The organism is Deltaproteobacteria bacterium, assembly GCA_016183235.1.
GTDB lineage: Bacteria > UBA10199 > UBA10199 > DSSB01 > JACPFA01 > JACPFA01.
This window is the reverse complement of the sequence record JACPFA010000014.1, coordinates 37,236-61,802: the sequence shown is the minus strand read 5'-3', so window position 1 is coordinate 61,802 and position 24,567 is coordinate 37,236. Positions and strand designations below refer to the sequence as shown.

Below are 24,567 nucleotides of genomic sequence, written 5' to 3'. Positions count from 1 at the left end.
TGCACTATAATTTTGCGTGGGTTCATCAGACTTTAAGGTTGATACCTGCGATGGAAGCGGGTACAAGCGATCATGTTTGGAGTTTAGAAGAAATTGTGAACTTATATTGGGTCAATAAGGGGGGCCTATGAATGATGAATACAAGAAAAATTTACTAGAGATACGAGATGGCTTTCTTCAAAAAGCTCGTAAAGCTATCAAAGAAATAGATTGTCTCAATGAGCAATTTCCACACGATCATAAAAAGATAGAATCACTTCAAACGCAGTTACGAGAGCTACAGACTGAAATATCACAGGTAATGGAGTTCATTAAATTAAAAAAATCAAACTGACCCACTACCAAAAAGTCTTAGAAAAGATCTTTCTTCAAGCGCGACAATTAATTTTACCTGAAGGAACAAAATAGGGATCACCCATTAGCCCCTGGGGTGACCTTCCAAAACCGTGCTATACAAAATAACTTGATAAACTATTCTTTATAAAGTATTATTTATATACTATGTTTCGCTTTCCCAAGGATTCGGCCCAGATTGTGAAACTCTTAGAAGAAGGGGTTCAGCTTCCTCTTGCCATAAAGCATTATCCTTCCCGTGGGCAAACCAGTGTTCAGGAATTATATCAAACCAAGCTTGGCAAATTATTTTTAAAACGTTCTTCCAAAAGAAATCATCAGGAATGCCAAGTTAATCCTAAGTATGGCACGTTAGCTGAACGGGAATATTGGGCTTATCGATTGGCACTTTTTCTTAAATTGAATGTCCCCCAACTTGTTTTATTTGATTCCTACACGACCTTACAGCAATGGTTAGATTTTCCAGATGCCCATCAATATTCAACTAGCCAAGGAGTTATGAAATTCAAAACTGAGAACATCTTTGATTGTACCTTGTTTGATTGGTTAAGCGCGCAGATAGATCGACACGATGCCAATTATCTTTATGACTATGTGAATTCGAAAATAATTCTTATTGATTCTGGGCATGCTTTTTTGAAATATGATGGGACGCTGCCTGATTATTTAAAAGTCTTTGAAATTGCTTATCCTCGAGAACTTACTAAAAAGGTATTTACACCAGTTTTTGATATCATTCAGAATCTTTCCATGAAGAAATTAATAAAATTAGTCCCCTTAAAGAATGAAGAAGAAAAAGAGGCATTGTCCAATAGGTTATTGAGTCTTAAACAAGTGAACTGTTTAATCGACCTTATCAATTTATATCGAAGTAAGTCATAATATGAAATTGACAGAGTCAAATCAAAAATCCCCTTCTCCAGAAGAAATTACGCAGTTTATTAATGCCCTACAACTTTCAATCAAAAGTCAGGTGGGTCGTTATACGATTCCAAGCAGCAACCAAATGATTATCCATTTTGATTCGGTTGAAGAGGATGATCAAGGGTTGCTATCTTTTCAACAGCTTTTCCCTGGGCAGTGGAATAAACAAAGAAATAGTTATTTTATTCAGGATACTCATTTAGTCGATTGGCAGTTAGTGACCCATTTTTTAATGTTGTCGAGATTACAAAAAGACAATATGCAAAAACTTGCTGAGCTTGATAACAAATTCTACTCTCTGCTTAAAAAAGCTAATCTTACTAAGACGATCAATAAACAAGATAAGACAATTACCACTTTGGTTGATGCAGTCGATATTGTTTTTTCCGCTATAGCAAAACAGAAACTGACACTAAGACAGGTTTCAGAATTAACGGGGCTTACTCAAGTTTCTCTTAGTAATTTTAAAGCTAAAAGAGATATTCGTTTTGGGAATTTGTTAAAGATTTTAAATGCATTAGGATTAAAATTAAAAGTTGAGGATTAGGCTAGTCCAACACAATAATGCTTTACCTCTCTTTAATTTTTAAGCAAATTAACTAACCACTCAACTTCGTGGATTGTTTTATTGTTTTTCAATGCTATTAAAACACCCTTTCGTTCTTTTTTCGTCATGGTTAGCCATATTTTGTTAATTTCATTATATTTATCGAGGGATTTTAAACTTTCTAAAACCCTTATCGCACTTTCGAAGTCGCGTATTTTTTTGCCTAGCTCCTTACGTCTTTCTGAAATGAATAGTTTATGTAATGCAAAAGCTGCAGGATGTGGTAATTTAACTTTTATCCCATCACCTTCAACTTCAATGACATGCTCAGTTAGTGTGGCGGTGTGTCGTAGTGGCATGGCATTTATCTTGAAAAAAGCCACAAATTTGGGTGTATCTGGTTGTAGCCCCAATCTTGGTGCTAAAAATTCTACACGCAATTCAGGATGAATATATCTAACCCAACCTGATCCACCAAAATCAGTTTCAAAATCTAAGTCTTTTAGCAATTGTTCAACAGAAATAGGCTTAACCGTTTTCTTTTTTACATCGGGAATCAAAAAGTCGATATCCAAGGTTTGGATGACAGGCTTGTAATTGATGTTCTTAAAATAAAATTGGTAAAAATGGTTACACCAACTTCCAATAAGCATACATTGTTCAAGTACACCTGCTTTTTGTAAGCTGTTGAGTACTTCTTTAACTTTCTTTGTTAGCATGGCGTAAGGCCTTTTGTAAAAAGGCTAATTGTATTTTTGTTTGTTTAAGCAAAGCTTTTATTTTTTTTTGCCGTTTAAATTTTTCTTTTACGCTTGCAAGCTCATCATCTTTTATTAAACCTAAATATTCTTGTTTGATTTGGCCATGTTCGGAACGGGTAATATACCCATACTGGTTTTGCCCAAGCTTGCGAATAAAAAAAGTACCTTTGGGGAGTTTTGCTAATTCATCGGCATATTTTTTTACCAGTTTTTTGGCTTCAATTAGCTCCTCTTTTAGCGCGATAATAATTGTTTCCATAAGTAATTACACTAAATATATAAAATATATTATTTTTAGTGTAAAACAAGTCTGTTATCTAATCAACTTAAAAAAATTACACTAATAATTTATATTTATAAAAAATTGATGTAAGATCATGCTGATTGTGTACAATGCTTCTTATGTTTGGTAAGGAAATGGCATGAAGACTTTAGAACAAGCGACTTTTGGGGCGGGGTGTTTTTGGGGGGTAGAGGAAAAATTTCGGGTTTTGCCTGGCGTGAAATCGACTAGGGTTGGATATTCGGGTGGGCATTTGGCAAATCCGACCTACGAAGATGTTTGTTCTGATCAGACCGGTCATGCTGAAGTGGTGCAGGTTGAGTTTGACCCTGGTGAAGTTGCCTATGAAAAATTATTGGAGGTATTTTGGCAATGTCATGACCCCACCACATCCAATCGTCAAGGTCTCGATATTGGCTCTCAATACCGGTCGGTCATTTTTTATCATACCCCTGAACAACAAATGAAGGCCTCAGCAAGTAAGCAAGCCTTAGAAAAATCAGGCAAATTTAAACGCCCCGTGGTAACGGATATCATACCTGCCAAAACCTTTTATCCTGCAGAAGAATACCATCAAAAATATTTACTTAAAACAGGCAGGGGCAGTTGCCACCTCTAATAAAGTGAGCCATACTAGCGCTGAAATAGTATGAGAGAAATCATATTTTGTTGAGTTGGGTTAAGGTATACTTCTCATAGATAAAAAGGCTTTAATCATGGTTCAAAAAGTTCAAAGAGAAAAAGCCCCCTCTCATAAACTTGGGGCTAATCGTAATGAATGGGCAGTAAAACATCGCAAGACAACAAAAAATTTTTCTCAATCCAAGGATATTCGGGAAGATCGTGGTCGATTGCAAACTAAGTTAGCTCCCAAAAATGTACCCCGCGGGAGGTAATATGTTTAAGCGGCTTTTGTCTTTATACAATGGGTCTAAACCTAGCCAACTGGCCCTGGAATGGGCTGTTAAGTTGGGTGAGATTTACCATGCTGACCTTAAAGTGCTTTCGGTTATCGAAGAAACAAAGCCAGACCGTCTGCCCCTTGAAAAGAGTCAGCAGCTCGTCAATCATATCCGAACAGAAATCGATAAAGATGTTCGCCAATTTTCTACGCGTGAAAATCAATTAGCGTTAGAAAAAGTTGAAATTGAAGTAGCTACGGGTAAGCCTATTAAAACGATTCTTCCCTACCTTAAGGCGCAAGCACCTGATTTAGTTGTATTGGGGGGCCATAGTCGTGTCGGGTTACTCCCTCATTTATTGGGTGGTGTGGCAGAAAAAGTTGTGAGGCATTCACCTTTTCCGATTTTAATTCCGAGAAAAGATTTTCATTGGCCGCCAGCTAAAGTCTTGGTGCCAGTTGATGTTTTAGATTATTCAACGGAAATTTTTGAGATTTTAACTCGTATGAGCAGCCAGCATTCTATTGAAATTCATTTGCTTCATGTGATGCCACTCTTTATTCCCGCCAATCCAACTTTTTTGGGTGATGATGGTTTGTTTTACGACCCCAAAGAACTTGAACATCAATCGTTAAGTCAAATGGATCAATTGCGAGCCTCTTATCCTAACTTAGAAATGAAAACTCATGTGGTCTTGGGGTCGCCGGCCCAAGAAATTTGTCGCTTTGCAGAAGAAAACCAAATCGATTTGGTAATCCTTTCAACTCACGGGCATGAAGGCTTAAGTCATTTATTGATTGGAAGTGTTGCCGAACAAGTGGTGCGTTATATTCCTTGTACGACATTGGTCTATCATCTCCCCTCAACGGTTGAAGCTCGTCAAAGGGTGCTATCCCGTTTAACCGAAACCGATGCCGAAACGGGTGTGGGCGATTGATTGGTTATATGGCTACTCATAAAAACAAAAACTATCTAACAACCTTGCAAAAAGGGTCGTTGGCCTTATGTATCCTTCTTTTACTGTTGGGTTTATGGCTTCTCTTAAGTGCTTATACCCACAGATATTTACAGCCCAATCCTTGGTTCCTAGGCGTGGTTCTTTTACTCAGTGGTTCTTTGTTTATGATGTTGATCGTGCTTCATCAACGATTGCTGAGCAAAGTCGACCGAGTTTACCTCGATATTATTCAAGAGCTGCAAGAACATGAAGAACAACTTAATTTAGCTCTTAAGTCGGCTGAACAGGCAAATCTTACCAAGAGTGAATTTTTGGCAACTATGTCCCATGAATTGCGCACGCCACTCAATGCCATCATTGGGTTTTCCGAAGTGTTGCTCAATATGAATTTTGGCCCATTGAATGAAAAGCAACGGGAATATGTTCACGATGTTTGGGAAAGCGGTAAACATTTGTTGCTACTGATTAATGATATTTTAGATCTTTCTAAAGTAGAAGCCGGCAAAATGGATCTTTACTTAAGCAAAATTGATTTAAATTGGGTGGTTAAGAATAGTTTACTCATGATTAAAGAGCGGGCCCTTAATCATAATTTAAAAATAGAAGTTCATATTGAAGAAGCGGCGAGCGAAATTCGAGGTGATGAGCGTAAAATTAAACAAATACTTTTTAATCTCTTGTCGAATGCTGCCAAATTTACCCCCGATGGTGGTTGTGTGGGTCTCACCGTAAAGCCTTATGATGGAGAGGCGGTATTATTAACGGTGTGGGATACAGGCATTGGGATCGACCCAAGAGACCAAGCCAAAGTTTTTCAAGAATTTGTTCGCATTGACAATGCCTATACCCGCAAAACCACAGGCACTGGGCTAGGGCTAGCCCTAACCAAAAAATTGGTAGAACTGCATGGGGGTAAGATCTGGTTTGATAGCCCAGGGGTTGATCAGGGGACGAGTTTTAATTTTACGTTGCTTCGTGATCCAGCCAAGCACCGTTTGAAAGTGAGTGTATGACAGAAGCTTCAGCTACCATCTTAGTTGTTGATGATGAGCCCAAGAATGTTAAATTATTGGAAGCTCATTTAATTCCACAAGGCTATCAGGTGGTTCGTGCATATTCAGGAAAAGAAGCCTTAGAGCAATTAGCCAAACAACCCATTGATCTAGTCTTGTTAGACGTGATGATGCCCGAGATGGATGGGTTTGCTGTCACCAAACAAATTCGCAAGCATCGAGGCACACGCCTCATTCCTATCATCTTGGTGACGGCATTGAGTAGCACTGAGGATAGAGTGCGAGGTATCGAAGCCGGTTGTGATGATTTTATTTCTAAACCTTTTGAAGCAAGTGAAGTTTTAGCTCGGGTCAAGACATTGTTGCGGATGAATTACTTTCGTAGCCTCTTAGATGAAAAAGAAAAATTCGAATATGTCATGGATCGTGCCCCCTTGGGGATTGTTTTGCTTTCTCCCAAGTTCCAACTCGAAAATTGTAATAAAAAAGCCATGGAGTTGTTAGGGCTCAACAAGCAAAACTTACCCAAAAATTTTACCGATTTTTTAACAAGCCAATTTCAAATTCCATCTGGGCAGAACTTACGCGGCATTCTTTTGTATGATTCGACTTTTGAATTAGAAAGGCCTGAGACAAAAGAGTTTAGGCCATTAATTCTTTCGCTCCATAGTTCGCCCATCCGAAACCCAGTGGGAGAATTGACAACCATTATTTTATTGTTGACCGATATTACTGAAAGTCGGCGTAAAGAATTTACTGAATTAAAATTTTTGGATCTTATCTCTCACAAATTAAGAACCCCCATGATGGTGATTGATGGCTATGCCAATTTATTAAAAGATGGTGTGTTAGGCCCACTATCAGAGAAACAACAAGAAGCCGTGCATTCCGTGTGGGATAAATCGAGCGAATTGATTCATACCTTTGAAAAACAATTAGGGATTTTGGGGATTCATGCGGGTAAAGCCCGTCAGCATGAGGCTACCTTAGGATTGAGCGCTTTTTTCCAGGAAAAAATAGGCATCCTAAAAAAATTATTCGAAAGGCAATTTCCTGATAAAAAGATTGAACTTAGCTATCCTTCCAACGAGGTATCCCTTACTCTAAGAGTGAATTCAGAATATTTTGAATTAATAATTAAAAGTCTTTTAGAAAATGCCCTGAAATTTAATGCTAATGTTCAAGCTCAGGTTCAAATAACGATGGAAAAGCGTGAAGGGGAATTAATCTTAGCCGTAACCGACAATGGCATGGGCATTCCACCTGAAGAACAAGAAAAGATTTTTGAATTATTTTATCAGATCGACAAATTCCGCACCGGTAATGTTAAAGGGCATGGGCTAGGTTTAACACTGGTTAGCGATTTTATGACAGCTTTGGGGGGTAAAACAGAAGTTAAATCTCAAATAGGGAAGGGGTCTACTTTTTCTTTACATTTTCCCATTTCAAGCCAATAAGTGGTCAAAGTCAGATTAGTTATGAAGAAATTTAGCTTGATCGTTTGGATCTTTGTTTTTCAGAGTGCTTGTTATCACCCTCATCCGGTTCATCAGCTGCCTAACATTGGTAAAGTTGAACCACGCACTTTATTTTTAGCCCTTGATGGGGTAGATTATTTTCTCATCGCAGAGCTCAAAAAAGAAGGGTATTTCAAAGATTTTTTTAACCCCGCTCCTTTCATTTCAACTTTTCCTTCGGTCACCGGCATTGGTTTTACAGGGATCTTTAAACCCCTCGGGGTAAAAAAGGTGCCAGGTTATGAACTAAAGTTTTATTCCCTAAAAGATAATAAAATGGAAGGCGGCAAATTAAGCGAGGTTTACAAAATAATTTTTGATTTTAAGTTATTTTTTGATCGATACCGTCATAAGGTAGAAGAGAAGGGCCTTATGTACGCCTTCCCCGGGCTGGCTGGCAAACAAGATCTCAAAAAAACAGAAGAATTACTCTATGAAAATGGTAAAAACGTGCTGCTCAGCTATGTAGGGGGGACTGATGGTTCTAGTCATTTGTTAGGTAGAGAACGTACTAAACGGTTTTTGATTTATCTCGATGGTTATTTGCATGAAATAAAACAGCGATACCATGAGCGTACGGGCAGAGACCTTCGAGTGGTGCTATTTTCCGACCACGGTTTTCTCCACAAAAAGGCCAAAAATATTAGGCTCGGCCTATTAAAACAACGTTTGAAAGAAAATGGGTTTCGTATCGCCAAATCGATTCAATCGCCTTACGATGTTGTGACAACCCGTTTTGGGCAACTTAACTCTGGGGTTTTTTTCACAACTCAGAGCGCCCAACGTGAGAAGGTAGCCAGAATACTCGCTCAAACAAAAGGGGTGGATTTAGTTTTTTGGTATAATGAGGATCCCAAAAAGATTTTTGTCTTAAATTCTAAAGGCGAAGAAGCAGGGTTTGAATTTAAGTCGGAGCAAATGTATCGTTATCAAATCATCACAGGCGATCCTTTGAATTATATTCCAGTACTCGAAAAAAATAATTTAAAGGTGGGGCAATGGATAGACGAAGATACATGGTTTCGAATGACCTATGATCATGAATACCCTGATGCAGGGTATCGCCTTTATGATGGCTTAACAAATTTAATTGAAAATCCGGGTTCTATTTTAATTAGTACTGAAAAGGAATATGAATATGGTTCATTGGCAGCCCTAGTTGGTACATGGACTCATTTCGGTCATCAAGGTACTCATGGGGGATTATTTAAAGAAAGCACTTGGGGTTTTATGATGACCGATTGGGGTACTAAAAGGGTGTTGCCCATTGCTTTACGCTATGATCAACTTTTTCCGTTCTTTATTCCAGAGGTGACAGGAGGGCTGTAGTATTGTAAATACTACAGCCCTCCTGTCATCCTGAGCCGTAGGCGAAGGATCTCATCCTGAAGCGAAGCTGAAGGATCTTATATGCAATGCCATCATTGCCAAAAGAATAGTGAAGTCGGCGACCGAGTAGGGCGGCGAGAAACTTGCGCCCATTGTGGATGGGACCTTCATGTTTGTTATAATTGCCAGCATTATGATAAATCTTCTTATAATGAATGCCGGGAAACTCAAGCTGATCGGGTATTAGAAAAAGAAAAATCTAATTTTTGCGATTATTTTTCGCCATCCCAAGGTGATAAAAAGCCAGGCAAAGATTCAACCCTTGATGCCAAAGCTAAATTAGCTGCATTGTTTAAGAAATAACTAAATTATTCTGAACCATGTCATCCCCGCGAAGGCGGGGACCCATGATGGTGAAGAATCTTCCATTTAATTTCTTTTTATTTTCCCATTGGCTGTTTTAGCTAAGCTTCCTACAAAAGCAATCTCATGCGGAATTTTGTATTTTGCAAGTCGTTCACCGCAAAAATCTAGAATAGATTTTTTTAATTGCAAATAATCATCCACCGATTTTTTATACACCACATAAGCCATCGTGATGGTTTTGCCGGGCTGCAGTTCTTTTCCTATCACCGCACTTTCTTGAACTTCAGGGTACTGATTCAGCACATTTTCAATTTCCAAGGGCGAAATTTTAAATCCACCGCTGTTAAAAATGTCGTCGCTTCTTCCCTGGTAAAAGATGTAACCCTCTTCGTCTTGATAAGCCAGGTCTCTGGTTAAAAACCAATCCCCCTGAAAAGGGTTTTCTAATTCGCCCTTTGGGTTCAAATAACCCAACATAAGCCCTGGATGATTGCGGTGAATAGCAATCTCTCCGTCTAAGATCTTGACCCATTCTGGAAAATAGGGCTTTCCACAACTACCGGGTCTGCTGATTTCACCATAACGTTCTGTAATATACACCGAGTTTTCGGTCATTCCCAGCCCTTCTAAAATCAGAATCCCTGTGAGGAGTAAAAACTTTTCTTTCAGTTCTGGGTTAAGACTTTCGCCGGCACTATTGGCCACTTTAAGATGAGGCAGCGAGATAGGCTTTTGCTCTAAATGGTTAATGAGTCGGCGAAAAATCCCCGGGACCGACATGAAAGTATGAACATGATAGCGCTTAATGAGCTCAATGATTTTTTCTGCTGTCAAGTTGCCATCACAGGTGAGGGTTGTGATGCCGTGGCGCCAAGCATCTAAGAAATTGCTGGTTAGGGCATAAGACCAATTGAGCGGGCTGGTGTTAAAAATGACTTGGCGTGATTTTAGACTGTGCCATTTTTCAATGCGTTCATCATGGGCAGGAATGCTGCGATGAGCATGCAAAACTCCCTTTGACTTTCCAGAAGCCCCCGAAGTGTAAAGAATAAATGCCGGGTCATTGGGGTGAGTAGGGGAGATATTAAAATTTTGGGAAGAATTTTTTAGTAAATCTTCGATACGATGGTATTGGGCAGAAGGAAAATCGGTATGGGGGGATTCTAGAACCAAGATGTGATCAAGATAGGGTTGTAGGGGAATAAATTTTTTTATTTGAGTTGCGTGGGTCAAAACAACTCTAGCTTTACTATCTTGAAGAATGGCCTCTAATTCAGGCTCGGTTAATTGAGTGCTTGTAGGGATAGGAAGAATTCTAGATTTTAAACAACCTAAGAATGCGATTTGAAAAAAGGGGATATTAGGCAAATGAAAAAGAATTCGAGTTTCTTTTTCTAACGTTAACGATGCTAACAAGTTGGCAAAGCGATTGCTGAGCCTAGCCACTTGTTCGAATTTTAATTGGATTTTTTTGCCGGCTTCATTTTCCCAATAAAGGGCAGCCCAATTTTTATGGTGATGGTGGTGGGCATGACGATCACAAATGTCGTAGGCAAGATTATACACAAGATTTAAAGGACTACGTTTTCCTGATAAAGCCCAAAGGTTTTGCGAAGTACGTCGCTGATTTCTCCTAAAGTTCCGTAACAACGCACGGCATTAAGGATCAACGGCATTAAATTTTCGCTAGCTCGGGCAGCCTTTTCTAATTGTAATAAAGCCTCATTAACTTTTTTCTGATCACGGTTTTGCTTCAACGATTTTAATCTGGCAATTTGCGAAGATTCTAATTTTGGATCAACTTTTAAAATCTCGGGTTGCGATTCTTCGTGATTTTGGAATTTATTTACCCCTACGATGATAATCTTTTCTTCTTCGATACCTTTTTGGTATTGGTATGCCGATTCTTGAATCTCTCTTTGTTGAAACCCTTGCTCAATAGCTGCAACCGCACCCCCTAGTGCATCAATTTTTTCGATATACTCATGCGCCTTTTTTTCGATTTCGTCGGTTAAGTGTTCAATGAAATAAGAGCCGCCCAAGGGATCGATGGTTTCAGTGATTCCGGTTTCATAGGCTAAGATTTGTTGGGTTCGCAAAGCGAGCATGGCTGAGGCTTCGGTGGGGAGGGCCAAAGCTTCATCACGTGAATTGGTATGTAAACTTTGCGTGCCACCCAATACAGCGGCCATAGCCTGATAGGCAACCCGTACAACATTGTTGTCAATTTGTTGGGCCTGTAGGGTAGAACCACCGGTTTGAGTATGAAAACGTAAGGCACAGCTACGCTCATTGGCATGAAAACGTTCTTTCATGAGTCTGGCCCATAGCCTTCGTGCGGCGCGGAATTTAGCAATTTCTTCTAAAAAATTATTATGGGCATTAAAAAAGAAAGAAAGCCGTTTAGCAAAGTCGTCGACTTTCAGGCCCGAATCGAGGGCGGCTTGAACATAGGCTAGGCCATTAGCTAAGGTAAAGGCCACTTCTTGTACCGCCGTCGAGCCAGCTTCACGAATATGATAACCCGAAATAGAAATGGTATTCCAATTGGGCACATGGTCTTTGCAATAGGCAAATACATCCGTAATGATACGCATTGAATGTTTGGGTGGGTAAATATAGGTGCCACGAGCGATGTATTCTTTCAGCAAATCATTTTGAATCGTGCCCGATAACTTTTCGCAAGGGACCCCTTGTTTTTCGGCCACTGCAATGTAGAGGGCAAGGAGAATGGCCGCTGTTGCGTTGATGGTCATTGAGGTGGAGACTTTATCAAGGGGAATATTTTTAAAAAGTACTTCCATGTCGGCCAGCGAATCAATGGCGACACCTGATTTACCCACTTCGCCACGCGAACGAGGGTGATCGGAATCGTAGCCCATCTGAGTTGGCAGATCAAAGGCCACCGAAAGCCCCGTGCCACCCTTTTCGATCAGGTAACGATAGCGTTGGTTAGATTCTTCGGCCGTGCCAAACCCAGCATACATGCGCATCGTCCAATGGCGCCCACGGTACATGGTGGGTTGTACCCCACGCGTGAAGGGGTAAGCGCCAGGAAAGCCAAGTTGCTCTAAATATTCATGGTCGGGGTCTTTGGGCAAATAGAGGTGATCATGGGCTTTTTTAAATTTTTCATCATGAGACATGAGGTTTTATATAGCGGGTTTTCCGATAAGCGCAATGCAAAAAAGTCTAGATTTAATGGTAAGATTCATGGCATGAGTGGATCCCGGATCGGGGTCCGGGATGACGTAATGCCGTCATGCCGGACTTGATCCGGCATCCATTCATTTTTAACCTTATGGCACACCAAATACGTAATTTTTATGTGGTAGGAGGGGGTTGCTTTGCCACCCAATATACCCAATGGTTGCTTCGTTCGGTAAAATTAAATTGGCTAACTTTTGAAAAAATTATTTGTGTGGATAAAAACCCCCAGTGCAAAGTTACAAAAGAAATTCAAGACCCTCGTGTGCAGTTAGAATGTGCAGAATGGTATGATTTTTTTCCACAGTTAATTATTAATCATTATCAAGATGCTAATGCCCAACAAGATCATTGGATCCCTTCGCACATGGCACCTCACATCCTCTTTCATAGTTTTATTAAGGCGATCAAACTTTTAGAAGCCATTGGTTCTCATCAAGATATCGTTTCGATTTCATTTCAAGAACCGTTCCATACACCGGTGCGCCTAGAACTGGCGAGTGGTGATATGGCGGTGAGTTTTGCAGAGTGGCGTTGCCCCATGAATTGCATTGAACCTACGCGGTGCCCCGCTATTCAAGATGCTCGCACTTGGGAAATGCGCGATACCATGCAAGCTCATTTGCAAAAAACCAGCTTTGATTCCTTTCATTATTTACAATGCCAACATCTCTGTCATGCCGTGGGTACAATTCCGATGATGCAGATTTATCAAGAGTTCGAAAAATTATTAAATAAAATTAAAAATCAAAAGATTGAATCTTTTGCCATTGCAACCATCTCCAGTTGCCACGGTTTAATTTCAGGTGCTAAAATTTTATAGTTGTCATATATGGATCCCGGGTCTAGCCCGGGATGACGCAATACCGTCATGCCGGACCTGATCCGGCATCCATTCATTCATTCATTCATTCATTCATTCATTCATTCATTCTGAGCCTTGGGCGAAGAATCTCTTACCTGATCCGAAGTGAAAAATTGGTAATCAAAATAATTCCAAGAATTAACGTAAGGCCGTTTAAAATCACAGCTTGTCGATGTAAACGGCGGAAGATGGCTTGTTTAGTTTGGGCTAACTCTGAAGGTTGTTCAGACATGGTCTTCAGTTCTTGTTTTATTTGATGGGTTTGGGGCAAAATTTTGACTCCCGCATAAAAAGAGCATCCCAACATAATGACAATAGCAATCATTCTAAACCAATGGGCCTCTCGATCGATCATGGTTTCGAGAACTGTGGCAATGAGCATGACCCCACCTAGGCCATACCCAATATGATAATAGGTTGGAAATAATACCCCAACAAATTCACCCGCAATTTCTTTAGCCAAATGGCGAAAGGCCATGGGGGCTAAAAAGGCACTGAAATAAACCATGCCCCCGGTCCATAAACTCAGAGCCAACAAATAAATAATCTGTAGAAATTTTATCATTTCACTATTTATAACGATTTGAAAGAGTAAGAACAACCTTTATTCGCACCAAAACCAATTTGCGCTTGACAGGTTGTGCTAGTTGTATTATTTTAGATAGGACTCTAAAAAAGTTCGATGTATTTTAGACCTCAAGCTAAAATAATGTGATTAACTTTTATGCTACCTCGCCAATTAGAACCCATTATTATTAATGATCTCAAAAAAAAGATGGTTTTTATTGCGGGTCCACGGCAATGTGGCAAGACTACCTTGGCTAAGGCCATCACAAAAAAGGTCAAAATTCCTTTTAGCTATTACAGCTGGGATATTGATGAACAAAGATTAGACCTGTTAAAAAATCGTCTGGATGTCCATTCGCAATTATGGATTTTTGATGAGTTGCACAAATATTCCAGGTGGCGAAATTGGCTTAAAGGGAAATACGATCAATTTCATGACGATCATCGTATTTTAGTGACGGGTAGTGCCAAATTAGATGCCTATAGTCGAGGCGGTGATTCTCTACAGGGCAGGTACTATTTTCACCGGCTTCATCCTTTTACTTTATCAGAACTTCATCAAAAAAAACTTCTCCCATTAGAAGAAATAGTTAAGTTTGAAATGAAAATTCCAACCTCCCTGCATCGGCAACTTAAGGATCTTTTGGTGCTAGGAGGGTTTCCAGAACCTTTATTTTCTGGGTCTGAGAAAGAAGCAGGTCGTTGGAGGCTGGCCTATGGAGCTAGATTAATTCGAGATGAAATTCGAACCCTCGAAAAGGTTGTGGATTTAGATAAAATGGAGCTACTTTTAGATCGATTGCCGGTTACAGTAGGTTCTGTTTTATCCATCAATAGTCTCAAAGAGGATCTAGAAGTTGCTTTCGAAACCGTTCGTCATTGGGTCGCCATTTTTGAAAAATTATATGCTATTTTTCGAGTCGCTCCTTTTGGAGCCCCTCGAATCAAGGCTGTTAAGAAAGAACAAAAACTTTATTTTTGGGACTGGAGCAAAGTAGAGAATGAAGCCAGTCGTTTTGAAAACCTGGTTGCTCTCCATTTGTTGCGATTTGTTCACTGGCGACAGGATGTAGAAGGCGAAAAATGGGAATTGCGATATTTTAGGGATGTGGTGGGGCATGAAGTAGACTTTATTTTGCTTAAACAAGGCAAACCATGGGCAGCTATTGAGGTGAAATTAAACGAACAAAACTTAGATTCTAATCTAAAATATTTATTAGAGAGAGTCTCATTTCCCTATGCCTTTCAAGTTAGTTTAATGGGAAATAAAGATTGGATGACTTCTCCTATCAACGGATGCACCGCGCGAATCATGCCCGCAACTCGATTTCTCGCCCATTTTTAATAAAGGTGACCTCTAAAAACGACCCATCTGCAGAGCCTGTCCAGAGCGCAAGCGAAGGATTGCCCGCAAAGCCGCGATCCTCACGTATTTCCATATATGCTCCGGTCGCGTCTTTGCGGGCGCCTTGCATCTGGGCCCTTTTTAGAGGTCCCCCCAAATCCAAGTTATTAGAGGTGCCCTAAAGACAAATAACCTGTAGAAATTTTATCATTTCATTGTCTATAACGACTTGGAAGAGTAAAAATAACCTTTATTCGCACTAAACAGTGAGGTGATTTATGAAAAAAATAGCTGTGGTTTTATCGGGTTGTGGAGTGATGGATGGTTCTGAGATTCATGAAGCGGTGATAACTTTATTAGCCTTAGATCGTGCGGGTGCTCAGGCTATTAAGATCGCTCCCAATATAGAATTAGAGGAGATTAACCACTTAACCAATCAACCCACAGGTAAAAAACGTAATGTGCTGCAAGAGTCGGCGCGCATAGCCCGTGGTGATATTAAAGACATCGCAGTGGTGAAAGCCAGTGATGTTGATGGATTAATTTTCCCGGGTGGCTATGGTGCAGCTAAAAACCTCTGTGACTTTGCAACAAAAGGGGCTGAAGCAAAACCTCACCCCGAGGTGGCTCGTTTGGTTAAAGAAGTCTATGCTGCTAAGAAACCCATTGGAGCTCTTTGCATTGCCCCAGCCTTGATGGCCTGCATCTTAGGTCGAGAACTTCATCCCGAACTAACGATTGGCAATGATGCCGGCACTGCTGCGGCTTTAGAAAAAATGGGGGCAAGACATGTTGCAGTGACGGCAAGTGAAATTGTGATTGATAAACAAAATAAAATTGTTTCAACCCCCGCTTACATGTGTGCCCGTAGCATCAAAGAAGCTGCCGATGGGATTGAGAAATTAGTTACCGCAGTTTTGAAGCTGGCTTAATAAGTGCCGTATACTATCTGTATACTCTTTGTGCATGATTAGAGAACTCAAATCTCCTTTTTGCCGAGAAAGAAAAAGAGCAGGCACCTAACTTACGGTTGAAAAGGAGATTGCCATGGGGGGAGTTGCTAGCGTCATTGCCAAATATCTAGGGCTGCCAGAGGGGAATGCAGAATTAGGTCGTGAAACTGGTTTGCCCGTGGGTGAGCATACTGACACCCCCCTCGAGTTAAGTAAATTAACTGTTGATCAAGAGCCGGTCTCTACATTTAAAGTGTTGCAATACTTCCTGGGTCCTTTGCCGAAGCTAGCTTCTCAAGGCCTGACTTTATTTGGAAAACTATCCGAAAAAGTTTCTTCGCTGAACTTGGAGGGCTTGGATAAAATGCTAGCAGAGGTTCCTCGAGCTGCTGGTGAAATGATACCGGAGTACGGATCGCTGGCCCAGATTCAAGAAGATCTGATTCGCTTGGCGGATGGAAGCCCTGATCCCATTGTTTTAGTGGAACCTAAAAGTAATACCATTTATCTCCTTGTGGATCCTCAAGCCAAGGGCTCGCGCCGGATGATTGTAGGCAAGCTAAGAGACTCAGATTCTAAAGACCGCTCGACTGAATTTCGGAGTGCCTTGGCTGAAGGAAAACCCTTTGCCTTTAGCATCCCCCGTGAAGAGTTTGCTCAAATGGAGATTATCGAAGAAGGCGCGATTACCCGGGTTGGAAGTCGAGAAAGCAGTATCGTAATGAAACTCCTGCTTGAAGATGGAATTCGCTTGGAAAGCTCTTTTGTCTGGCCCCAAGTAGAAGCTACTACCGACCTGGATTGGTGGAACGCTGGCTCGGCCTTGGGAGACGTTGCCTTGGCTGCGGGAGCTGCCAGAGTGGGGAAAATCAATGGAGCTAAGAAAGGTACCTTACCGGATGTGCCGGATGCCAGGATAAGCCCTAACCCTCGGGATAGAACATCCACAGAAGAGCGGCGAGATTACCGAGCTCAGAAACCAGAGCCCTCAGGAAGAGAGCCGAAGCCGGATTCGAAGTTTTCCAAAAAAGCCCGGCCGAAGACATCTCGCACACCACGGGCTTCCAGCCAGCTGGGTTACATTAGAAATCCACGAACTTCTATAGAAGAGCGCATCAACAGTATTTATTTCCAGCTTGGGCGAGGCAATTCTTCACGAAGATATCGGGCATACGCGGATGCCAAGCCATTTTCGTCTGGAATTCCTTGGAAGCGATCTCTAATTTCTCTGAATCAACCGACAGCCCCAACACCAGAACCGGCTAGGCCGGCACCTGTTGTGCCGCCCTCTGCTCCAGCGGCGCCTTGGGTTATCAATCAGGCAAGCGGGCCTAAGCCAACAAACCAAGCAGCTTATTTTCTAATTCAAACTAACCAAACTAACCCAGCTCCCGTAGGCATGACCTATTTGAACCCCCAAGCAAAGACTAGCTCAAGACCGGAAGCATCATCATCAAAGCCTGGGATTCCTACGCTTTGGAGAGGAAATGCTTTAACTGACAGTGAGCGCTTAGCTCAAGAACGCTTGACACAACGTCAAGCAGAAGACGCTAAAAGCAAAGAAGAGGAACGCCGACGGATGATTGGGTGGCTAGAAAGTGAGATCCAAAGGCACAAGTCTAATGGAAATGAAGATCTAGCAAGATTGCTGGGGTTTAGGTTGGGGCAATTGCGGGAGGATTCATCTTCACCCGATAACACGGAACCTTCGCTTAAAGGTCTTAAAATTGTTAATTCGGCTGACTCTGGAAGTCCAGCCAGTGCACCAGCGGATGGGGCGGATGGGGAAGCGAAGACAAACAAACCAGTGGCAACTTTGCCCAGGGACTATGCTTTTGATGGGAAGTTCTACATAGGTAGAAACCCAGGCGAAAATGGAATCATTGTCCATGATGCGAGGGCAAGAAGTTATCATGCTGTAGTCAAGATTGATACCGATGGCTCTTATTGGATAGCAAATAATTACCCTGATAGATCCACTATTGTAACTCGAGATAACAAGAGCTGGAGAATTGAAGAAGATGTTTGTACGGCCTTAGAACCGGGGGACATTATCTCGATTTATGATACCCATTTCAGGTTTGAAATAGAGGGGGGCAAAGGTCATTTTGAAACTACAACAGCGCCAAGAGAGATGAAGTCTCTAATAGGAGCAGCGAAGCTTCCTCCCCAAGTTAAAGTGGAGACTGATTTAAGTGGGGCATGGATTAGTCTAGGTGAGGTGGTCTTCGGGTATCCCAGAGCGCTTGTTGTTGAAAGAGATGGAGCTGAACTGCGTATTAGATCTTGGGGACAACTACTACAGGATGGTGATGTGATTAAAGACCATCTTAGTAAATTAGAAATTTTAGTAACCATTGATGAAACGAGCATACGATTTACCTCAACAGAGCAAAGTTCGCCGGAGATTGCGCCTTCCCCAAAATATCAAGCTCTAGTTGCAAGGAAAACTGCGGTATCAGTTGAAGAGATCGCCAAGAATATCTTAGCCCTTCCTCGAGAGGAAGCACTTGCAGCATTAGAAAGGGCCTATGCATCCGGTAATTTAGCTGATTTGGTTATTGCATGGGAAGAATTGCATCTCGATCGTGCTCATCAAGGTAATTTTTCTGAGGCCAGGGGCAGGCTTGCAGCGCTTGAAAGGGAGTTTTTTCATTATTATAAAGATCCATCCACCGTTACTATGCATGAAAAACTGACCCTTGTAGCGGATTACTTAAAACAAGAGGGCCTCGTTGGCGAATACATGCCTGAAGAATTTAAAGTTCTTTTAGAGACGGCTCAAACAAACTCAAGCTTACTCGACAACTTATTTGGTCTATACCAAGTGTCTAGATTTCTCAATTCTCGAAAATTAAACCGATATGTGGAGTCTGATGTTTCGTTTACAAATCTTATTTTGTCAGGCGAGGGAGTATGTGAAAACTTGACCATTTTATTTGCACATTTTGCATCACTCGCACATTTAGACATTGCCGTTAGAACTTATCAATCGCATGTTTTTCTCTACTACCAAGCCGCTGACCTTGTCGTTGAAACAACAAGATCTTATGCAGCTGCTTCAAGTGCTGAGCCTAACCTCCGTGTTTCTGGAGAAGAATGTCAAGCAAGGCCGGCTTATTTCTCCTTTGTGGGGAGGATAAATAATTTAGCAGCTTCTTTACTGCAGGGAAATCGCACAAGGGCCCGTGAATTATTTGAGAAAGCAATCGAGCTATTACCCTCTACTGCCGGTCTTTATGTAATTCTTGGAAAAATGTATGAAGGAGAACAGGATTTTACAAAAGCCGTTGAATACTATCAATACGCGCTCACAATCAATCCACGTAATAAAAAAGCTAGAGAAAAACTTGGAGCAATAGCCGAAAAGATTTCACCAGCTCAAGCTGGGGCGATAAAATCATTTTTAGATGGGATTTCCGATCCATCATTAGAAGGCGATATTCGCAGAGCAAAAAGCATTAAACTGGAGGCTCTTGGGTCTGGGGCTGAAGGCTTTGACCCATTTGACACCGATGATGACCTACTTGACACCGATGATATTGAGGAGGAGGACATTGTTAAAGGGCCTGAAGTCCGTGTGCTCGATGAGCTTTCAAAATTAATTCAAAGAGCTAAGACTGATCGAAGCGCTCGGATTACTGTTCTCGAGCACGTAAGATACCACGCCGATCAGGTAAAACCGGCACATATTTTAGCGTTAGCCGAACTTGCAAAGACAAGCGTCAAGGCAGCAAGAGCCTTGGTAGACCTTGCAGAAAGACGTTCTGATTTGCGAGAAGCTATAATTGTGGCATCCCGAGGCCTTGGTTTTGTCAGAAGTATTCGAGAGGCCCATCATAATTTTTCAAGATTGATTGAAACTGCCAAAACTAATCGAGGTGTCAGAGCTTCTGTGCGTCAGCACGTGATGGAGCACCCTGAAGAAATAACACAAAGACATGTCCGTGAACTTGCCGCGCTTTGCCATGCAAGTGCTAAGGCAGCAAATGCACTAGCATACCTTGTTGTGGCGCGCCCTGATTTAAGGAGCCTCATCATCGATCAACTGATTAGCCAAGAAACAGGTTTTTCCCTAAGAAGCTTAACTTCTATTTTAAAAGCCCACCCCGACTATTTTACCACCGGTCATATTGTGAGAATATTTTCAGAGCTACCCAAAAATAAACGGTGCAGTCAGGAACATGGCGATAAAGTACTAACTCTGCAACGCTGGGTAGCCTTGTACCTTCCAGAAAAACTAGTGGAATTAGGGGGTCGGTTAACAGATTTGGTCATCGGTAACTATTTTCACTTAGGTGAAAGAGCTTTGTTACCTCTAAGAAACCCTGATATGGCTGTGGCTAGACTCCTGCCTGAGCGTGCGCAGGATGGTCTTCGGAGGGTGGGCGAATGGATGGAACCTTTGCTGCGATCTTTGCAAGAGAGGGGACGTATAAGAAGAGCCCAGCCGGCACCAGCTCCCCAAGCTGCGCTTAGAAATCCCCAGCCTCAGAGAGAAGCAGCTTCCCCTCGTAAAGGTATTCGTCATGAAGATGGAGCCCCGGCTGGACGATTTACCATGTTGGCACATGAAGAAGGGTGGGTAGAAGACGGTGGTGCAGGCGTGGTGGCGCCAAAGGCCGACAAAAAAGTGGCCTCTCCGACTCCCAATCCCAATGAAGGAAAAGGAAAAGATCGTTTTGAATTGATTGATATTGATTGATAGGAAATAGGATATCATCAATTTTTTAGACTGATCAGGCAGGGCACAAAAATAGCACATGTATACTATCTGTATACTCTTTGTGCATGATTAGAGAACTCAAATCTCCTTTTTGCCGAGAACAAGAGCAGGAGCTTAACTTACGATTGAAAAGGAGATTGCTATGGGGGGAGTTGCTAGCGTCATTGCCAAATATCTAGGGCTGCCAGAGGGGAATTCAGAATTATATTATGACAGGGGCCGATTATCTTTAAGGGTTGATACTGAATTGCCCAAAATGAACCCTGAGGGGAAAAGCCATGACAAAATTAACGTGGCTGAAAATCCTAACTGTTTTGTTGAGGTCACGCTTGATTTGCAAGAGGAAGCAATTAAAGGAACCAGCACACAATCCGTTACTCATTGGGCCTTTGATCGTGAAGGGCAGCTTTATCCACGCTCTGATGCAGGGGTAGCTTGTGTGCCATCAGAATATTCAGATTCAGGTGAGTATGTAGGAAAATTTGAGGCAAGGCCGGTCCCTTCATTTGGTGCTCCTATACAGAACTATTATGGGGCTTATGAGTTTGCTCAACCCTTGGAGCCTGCCAAAATAGCTGCTGTTCGAGGCGCTTTGCAAACCTTAGGTTATCTCAGTTCATCTCATTCAGATTCACCGGTTGTTGATGATACATTGATCGTTGCATTAAAAGAAGCTGATCGCAAAACCCCGGAGGTTGGCGATCAAGTAAGCCTTAAACTAAATGATGAAGCGTTTGTTGGAACAATTATATGGACAGGGACTTTAAGTTTAATCATTCGCAACGAGCAAAATGAACTGTTGATCCTTCGGAAAAGGGGGGATGAATATCAAGCTATTTCAAAGGAGTCTGTTGCTTACAATTATGACAGGTCTGAATTCGTAAGAATTTTTGCTTCCGCAAAAAAAATCATTAATGATGAAGCCGCAACAACTCTCCTAATCGTGGAAGATTTCCAAGAAATTCCTAAAAAATAAATATGAAACCCATTCGTTCATTATCTCCAAATGAAGATGTGCAGAAACTCCTCGTTCAGCTAGATGCTAATGGGGATGGAAGCCTCGAGGTAAAAGAAATTGATCACAATGAAGATGGCTATATCGATGCTCAGTTGTTTCCGAAAGGCTGGGACGATCAACAACGAATTTCTGTAGAACACGCCTTATTTTCCCACCATCTTATTCAAAAAATCAGAGATTCATCCCAAACCGAAAGATTTTATCAGGATTTACTTCAAGATAAAGAATTAAACAATCCCACAAACTTTTTGGAAGATGGTAATTTTAACCGAATAGATCATGGCAAAAAAAGGTTAGATTTATTTTATAAGGGCGATGCAGCCATTTTGTTATCTAGAGATGTTAAGATCATAGATGGTCAGCCTTGTGTCTTAGTTCGAATTTTGGACCATGATCATCACCAATATCGCTCTGATTTAAATGCCAATATAGAAACCATGGAAGGATGGGTTCCTTATTGGGCATTGTTTGGTAACATTTTTCCAGTGCCTGATTCTAGTTCTGGGCGTCATTTATCTTTTGAAGATAAATTTGAAATTCAGAAAAATCGTTCTGAAGAAGTAGATCCAAGAATACCCCCTTTTCGAAAAGGCGACCGAATTCAAGGGATTTTTTTCATAGACTTTCGCAGGGAAGATCCCACTCAAATTATGGTCCGTCCCAATGATATTGATGGAAGACTTACGGATGAGTATTTAATTTCTGTGACCAAGGAAGAATATCAACGTTGGGGTGCCCTTCAAGGCATTCCTTTAAAGGGGGGGATTGAAATTACGGGTGATGGAAAATATGGTTATTCAAATGTGTTTATCTACCCGGCAAAAGTAATAACACTCACCCCAGCCTATGACACCAATCCCATGGGTATAGAAGCCCCTGGGGTTGTGGCCAATCTCCCCTATGGGAGCAAAATGGTTTTAGAGGGGACTATCCTTGATGAAACGACCGTGACTTGGTGGGATGGTGAAACACATAAGCCTAGAGACAAGAAAATTACTCTTCAATTATCCGATGGTCGAAAAATTTTCATCTATGTTCATGCTGACCAAACTTATGTTCCTTCTCCCTTGTCAGACAACGTCGATGATAAAAAGCCTGAGGTGGGAGATGTGATACGTCTTGAAACTTTGGTGACTGGGGCAAGCAAAATATTTGGGGATGCCCATGATTATTTTGACCCTCCACAAGGAGAAAAGATTTTACAAGGGGATTATGAAATTTATCTTTTGCAACGTGGCCCAACCCGCCAAAGAGCTTACGATCAGCTTCGACAGCAAGTTAAGGAGCAACAAACGGGCCTTGCCCATGCGATTGTTGATGGAAAGCCCGCAGAGGCTCGAAAGAGTTATGCCAAATTATTTGTGCAAGAATTAACCCCTGAAGAACGAACTCAACTTATCCATACAATCAATCAACTTTCTCCTGCCGAACGGCCGATTATAATTCCCAAAGAGGAACTTTTTATTGCCGATGATGTTAATAAACGGTTTGATGTTGATATTCATTCAATGACGCACCCAGAATTTTTAGATTTTGTTGATAGAGTAACACGACAAGCTTTTAGGGACAGCCAAAAGTTGCAAAACAAAAATAACTTAGATGAGTCTTATATTTTTAGGATTTTAAAAGGCATCCATGCGCCTAATGAAACCATTGAAAAATATTTAACTCAGGCGATTGATGCCCGTTTGAACCATTTTTTAAAGGGAGAGGGGCGTAATAACTATGACCATGATCGAGATTGGGATGACGCTTATATGATTATAAGCTCGTTGAGTCACCTTGCTTACCTGGGAACCCCAACAGCGGCGACTCAGCTCATCGATTATGCGAATGTAATCACCCTTTCAGAGCAGGAAAACCAAGAGGGGCAAGGAGAACTACTTTTTGAATCAATATCTAGGCTTACAAATTGCCTTGACCGTGCTTTTTACGAAAATAATCAAGCGGTCATTCAAGTCTTTAAGGAAAGAGCTCCTCATTTATGGACCATGGATTTACATCTTACAAAATTACAGATTAATAATCCCCGTACCCGCGGTTCTCATGTGACCTTTTTTAATACAAACACGGCGAACCCCTTAGCAGGTTTGACCACTGCTTTTCAATCTCCTGGCAGTGGAGGGGTGAGACATCTTTATTCATCTGAGCTTGAACAATTAAGGGGTGTATTAGAAGTGGTGGACCCTCAACTCCAACGTTATCAAGGGGAAGATCTACATAAAACCCTCTTGGCCGATCTCCAAAAACTAGCCAAAAAATACCCTGTGGTTCAAAAAATAATTAAAGCTGTCGAGGGAAAAGGATATCAGTTTATAACCTACGATGAAGATGATCCTCAAATTCCTCTCAGTGTTAGGTGGATTATGAATGGGCGGGTGGGTGCTGCAACCTATAAGGGTTCCCGTGTGGTTTATTTTAATATGAATGCCCTGGTTCGACATGCTCGCATGGAGGGCATTGATCCGGATATATTTGTTTTAGGAGTTCTTGTTCATGAAGGCATTCATATTTTGTCGGATGTATCCTATGACTCATTATCGGCGGAACAATCACAGTTGGAACTTGAAAAAATGGAGGTGCAGGAAGAGGCTACAGAAGTTGAAAAGAAAATGCAGATGGTTATTTTAGAAGAGATTTTTGGTAATGTAGTGCAAGATATTGTCATGGAACGTGAAGGGGGGAACCCTTACCAACTTTTAGCAGAAGATTTTAAGCCTCCATCCGGGAAATATGTTCGTCAACTGAACGAACTGAAGATAGAACAGACAACACTTGTATTAATAAATTTTTATAGACCATACCCAACGAATCAACTCAATGAAGCGGACTTTGCCTTAATTACTCGGCGGCTTACTAACTTTCTTAATTCTGGCAAGGTAGAAGCCTACTTGGTGAGTGAATTAAAGAAGCACGAGATATAAGGGTTACA

General features: G+C 41.4%; 21 protein-coding genes. 16 read left to right on the top strand and 5 right to left on the bottom strand.

Annotated features, from left to right (window positions below):
* Positions 1–127: 127 nt before the first annotated feature.
* The 3 genes from HYU97_02965 (at position 128) to HYU97_02955 (ending at position 1,825) form a co-directional block, all read left to right on the top strand.
* Positions 128–334 carry a hypothetical protein gene (locus HYU97_02965; GenBank protein ID MBI2335708.1) on the top strand — a complete coding sequence of 69 codons (207 nt, stop codon included), beginning with the start codon at positions 128–130 and terminating at the stop codon, positions 332–334.
* Positions 335–501: 167 nt separating this feature from the next.
* The gene (locus tag HYU97_02960) at positions 502–1,236 is read left to right on the top strand and encodes a hypothetical protein (GenBank protein MBI2335707.1); all 735 of its coding nucleotides are present in this window, start codon (positions 502–504) and stop codon (positions 1,234–1,236) included.
* 1 nt (position 1,237) lies between these two features.
* Positions 1,238–1,825 carry a helix-turn-helix transcriptional regulator gene (locus HYU97_02955; protein ID MBI2335706.1) on the top strand — a complete coding sequence of 196 codons (588 nt, stop codon included), beginning with the start codon at positions 1,238–1,240 and terminating at the stop codon, positions 1,823–1,825.
* 32 nt (positions 1,826–1,857) lie between these two features.
* On the opposite strand, the gene HYU97_02950 is transcribed toward HYU97_02955, so the two are convergent.
* Both HYU97_02950 and HYU97_02945 read right to left on the bottom strand, forming a co-directional pair.
* Complete coding sequence (locus HYU97_02950; GenBank protein MBI2335705.1) at positions 1,858–2,544, bottom strand: hypothetical protein; 687 nt, start codon at positions 2,542–2,544, stop codon at positions 1,858–1,860.
* Entirely contained in the window at positions 2,525–2,845 is a 321-nt protein-coding gene (locus tag HYU97_02945) for a hypothetical protein (GenBank protein MBI2335704.1), read from the bottom strand. The genes HYU97_02950 and HYU97_02945 overlap by 20 nt, the downstream gene beginning before the upstream one ends.
* 163 nt (positions 2,846–3,008) lie before the next feature.
* On the opposite strand from HYU97_02945, the gene msrA reads away from it, so the two are divergent.
* From msrA to HYU97_02910, 7 genes are all read left to right on the top strand, one after another.
* A complete protein-coding gene (gene msrA / locus HYU97_02940; protein ID MBI2335703.1) occupies positions 3,009–3,488 on the top strand; it encodes a peptide-methionine (S)-S-oxide reductase MsrA in 480 nt (159 codons plus the stop codon).
* 97 nt (positions 3,489–3,585) lie between these two features.
* Positions 3,586–3,765 carry a hypothetical protein gene (locus HYU97_02935; GenBank protein MBI2335702.1) on the top strand — a complete coding sequence of 60 codons (180 nt, stop codon included), beginning with the start codon at positions 3,586–3,588 and terminating at the stop codon, positions 3,763–3,765.
* 1 nt (position 3,766) lies between these two features.
* Positions 3,767–4,708, top strand: coding sequence for a universal stress protein (locus HYU97_02930; GenBank protein MBI2335701.1), 942 nt, complete (start codon positions 3,767–3,769; stop codon positions 4,706–4,708).
* Positions 4,709–4,716: 8 nt separating this feature from the next.
* On the top strand, positions 4,717–5,742 hold the full coding sequence (locus HYU97_02925; GenBank protein ID MBI2335700.1) for a HAMP domain-containing histidine kinase: 1,026 nt from the start codon (positions 4,717–4,719) through the stop codon (positions 5,740–5,742).
* Positions 5,739–7,199, top strand: a complete 1,461-nt coding sequence (locus HYU97_02920; protein ID MBI2335699.1) for a response regulator — start codon at positions 5,739–5,741, stop codon at positions 7,197–7,199. The genes HYU97_02925 and HYU97_02920 overlap by 4 nt, the downstream gene beginning before the upstream one ends.
* Before the next feature lie 21 nt (positions 7,200–7,220).
* Positions 7,221–8,588, top strand: a complete 1,368-nt coding sequence (locus HYU97_02915) for an alkaline phosphatase family protein (protein MBI2335698.1) — start codon at positions 7,221–7,223, stop codon at positions 8,586–8,588.
* Positions 8,589–8,669: 81 nt separating this feature from the next.
* Entirely contained in the window at positions 8,670–8,951 is a 282-nt protein-coding gene (locus tag HYU97_02910) for a hypothetical protein (protein ID MBI2335697.1), read from the top strand.
* A 66-nt stretch (positions 8,952–9,017) separates the two neighbouring features.
* Here HYU97_02910 and HYU97_02905 read toward each other — a convergent pair whose 3' ends face one another.
* Positions 9,018–10,520 carry an acyl-CoA synthetase gene (locus HYU97_02905; GenBank protein MBI2335696.1) on the bottom strand — a complete coding sequence of 501 codons (1,503 nt, stop codon included), beginning with the start codon at positions 10,518–10,520 and terminating at the stop codon, positions 9,018–9,020.
* Positions 10,521–10,525: 5 nt separating this feature from the next.
* Entirely contained in the window at positions 10,526–12,100 is a 1,575-nt protein-coding gene (locus HYU97_02900; protein ID MBI2335695.1) for a methylmalonyl-CoA mutase family protein, read from the bottom strand.
* A 155-nt stretch (positions 12,101–12,255) separates the two neighbouring features.
* On the opposite strand from HYU97_02900, the gene HYU97_02895 reads away from it, so the two are divergent.
* Complete coding sequence (locus HYU97_02895; GenBank protein ID MBI2335694.1) at positions 12,256–12,984, top strand: hypothetical protein; 729 nt, start codon at positions 12,256–12,258, stop codon at positions 12,982–12,984.
* 133 nt (positions 12,985–13,117) lie between these two features.
* On the opposite strand, the gene HYU97_02890 is transcribed toward HYU97_02895, so the two are convergent.
* Entirely contained in the window at positions 13,118–13,591 is a 474-nt protein-coding gene (locus HYU97_02890; protein ID MBI2335693.1) for a DUF4149 domain-containing protein, read from the bottom strand.
* 159 nt (positions 13,592–13,750) lie between these two features.
* Between HYU97_02890 and HYU97_02885 the strand changes: the two genes are divergently transcribed.
* The 5 genes from HYU97_02885 to HYU97_02865 all read left to right on the top strand — a co-directional run bounded on the left by HYU97_02885 (position 13,751) and on the right by HYU97_02865 (position 24,559).
* The gene (locus HYU97_02885) at positions 13,751–14,938 is read left to right on the top strand and encodes an ATP-binding protein (protein ID MBI2335692.1); all 1,188 of its coding nucleotides are present in this window, start codon (positions 13,751–13,753) and stop codon (positions 14,936–14,938) included.
* 278 nt (positions 14,939–15,216) lie between these two features.
* Positions 15,217–15,870, top strand: coding sequence for an isoprenoid biosynthesis glyoxalase ElbB (gene elbB / locus HYU97_02880; protein ID MBI2335691.1), 654 nt, complete (start codon positions 15,217–15,219; stop codon positions 15,868–15,870).
* A 199-nt stretch (positions 15,871–16,069) separates the two neighbouring features.
* Positions 16,070–20,596 carry a hypothetical protein gene (locus tag HYU97_02875; protein ID MBI2335690.1) on the top strand — a complete coding sequence of 1,509 codons (4,527 nt, stop codon included), beginning with the start codon at positions 16,070–16,072 and terminating at the stop codon, positions 20,594–20,596.
* Positions 20,597–20,909: 313 nt separating this feature from the next.
* Positions 20,910–21,593 carry a hypothetical protein gene (locus HYU97_02870; GenBank protein ID MBI2335689.1) on the top strand — a complete coding sequence of 228 codons (684 nt, stop codon included), beginning with the start codon at positions 20,910–20,912 and terminating at the stop codon, positions 21,591–21,593.
* A gap of 2 nt (positions 21,594–21,595) precedes the next feature.
* A complete protein-coding gene (locus tag HYU97_02865; protein MBI2335688.1) occupies positions 21,596–24,559 on the top strand; it encodes a hypothetical protein in 2,964 nt (987 codons plus the stop codon).
* Positions 24,560–24,567: the final 8 nt, after the last annotated feature.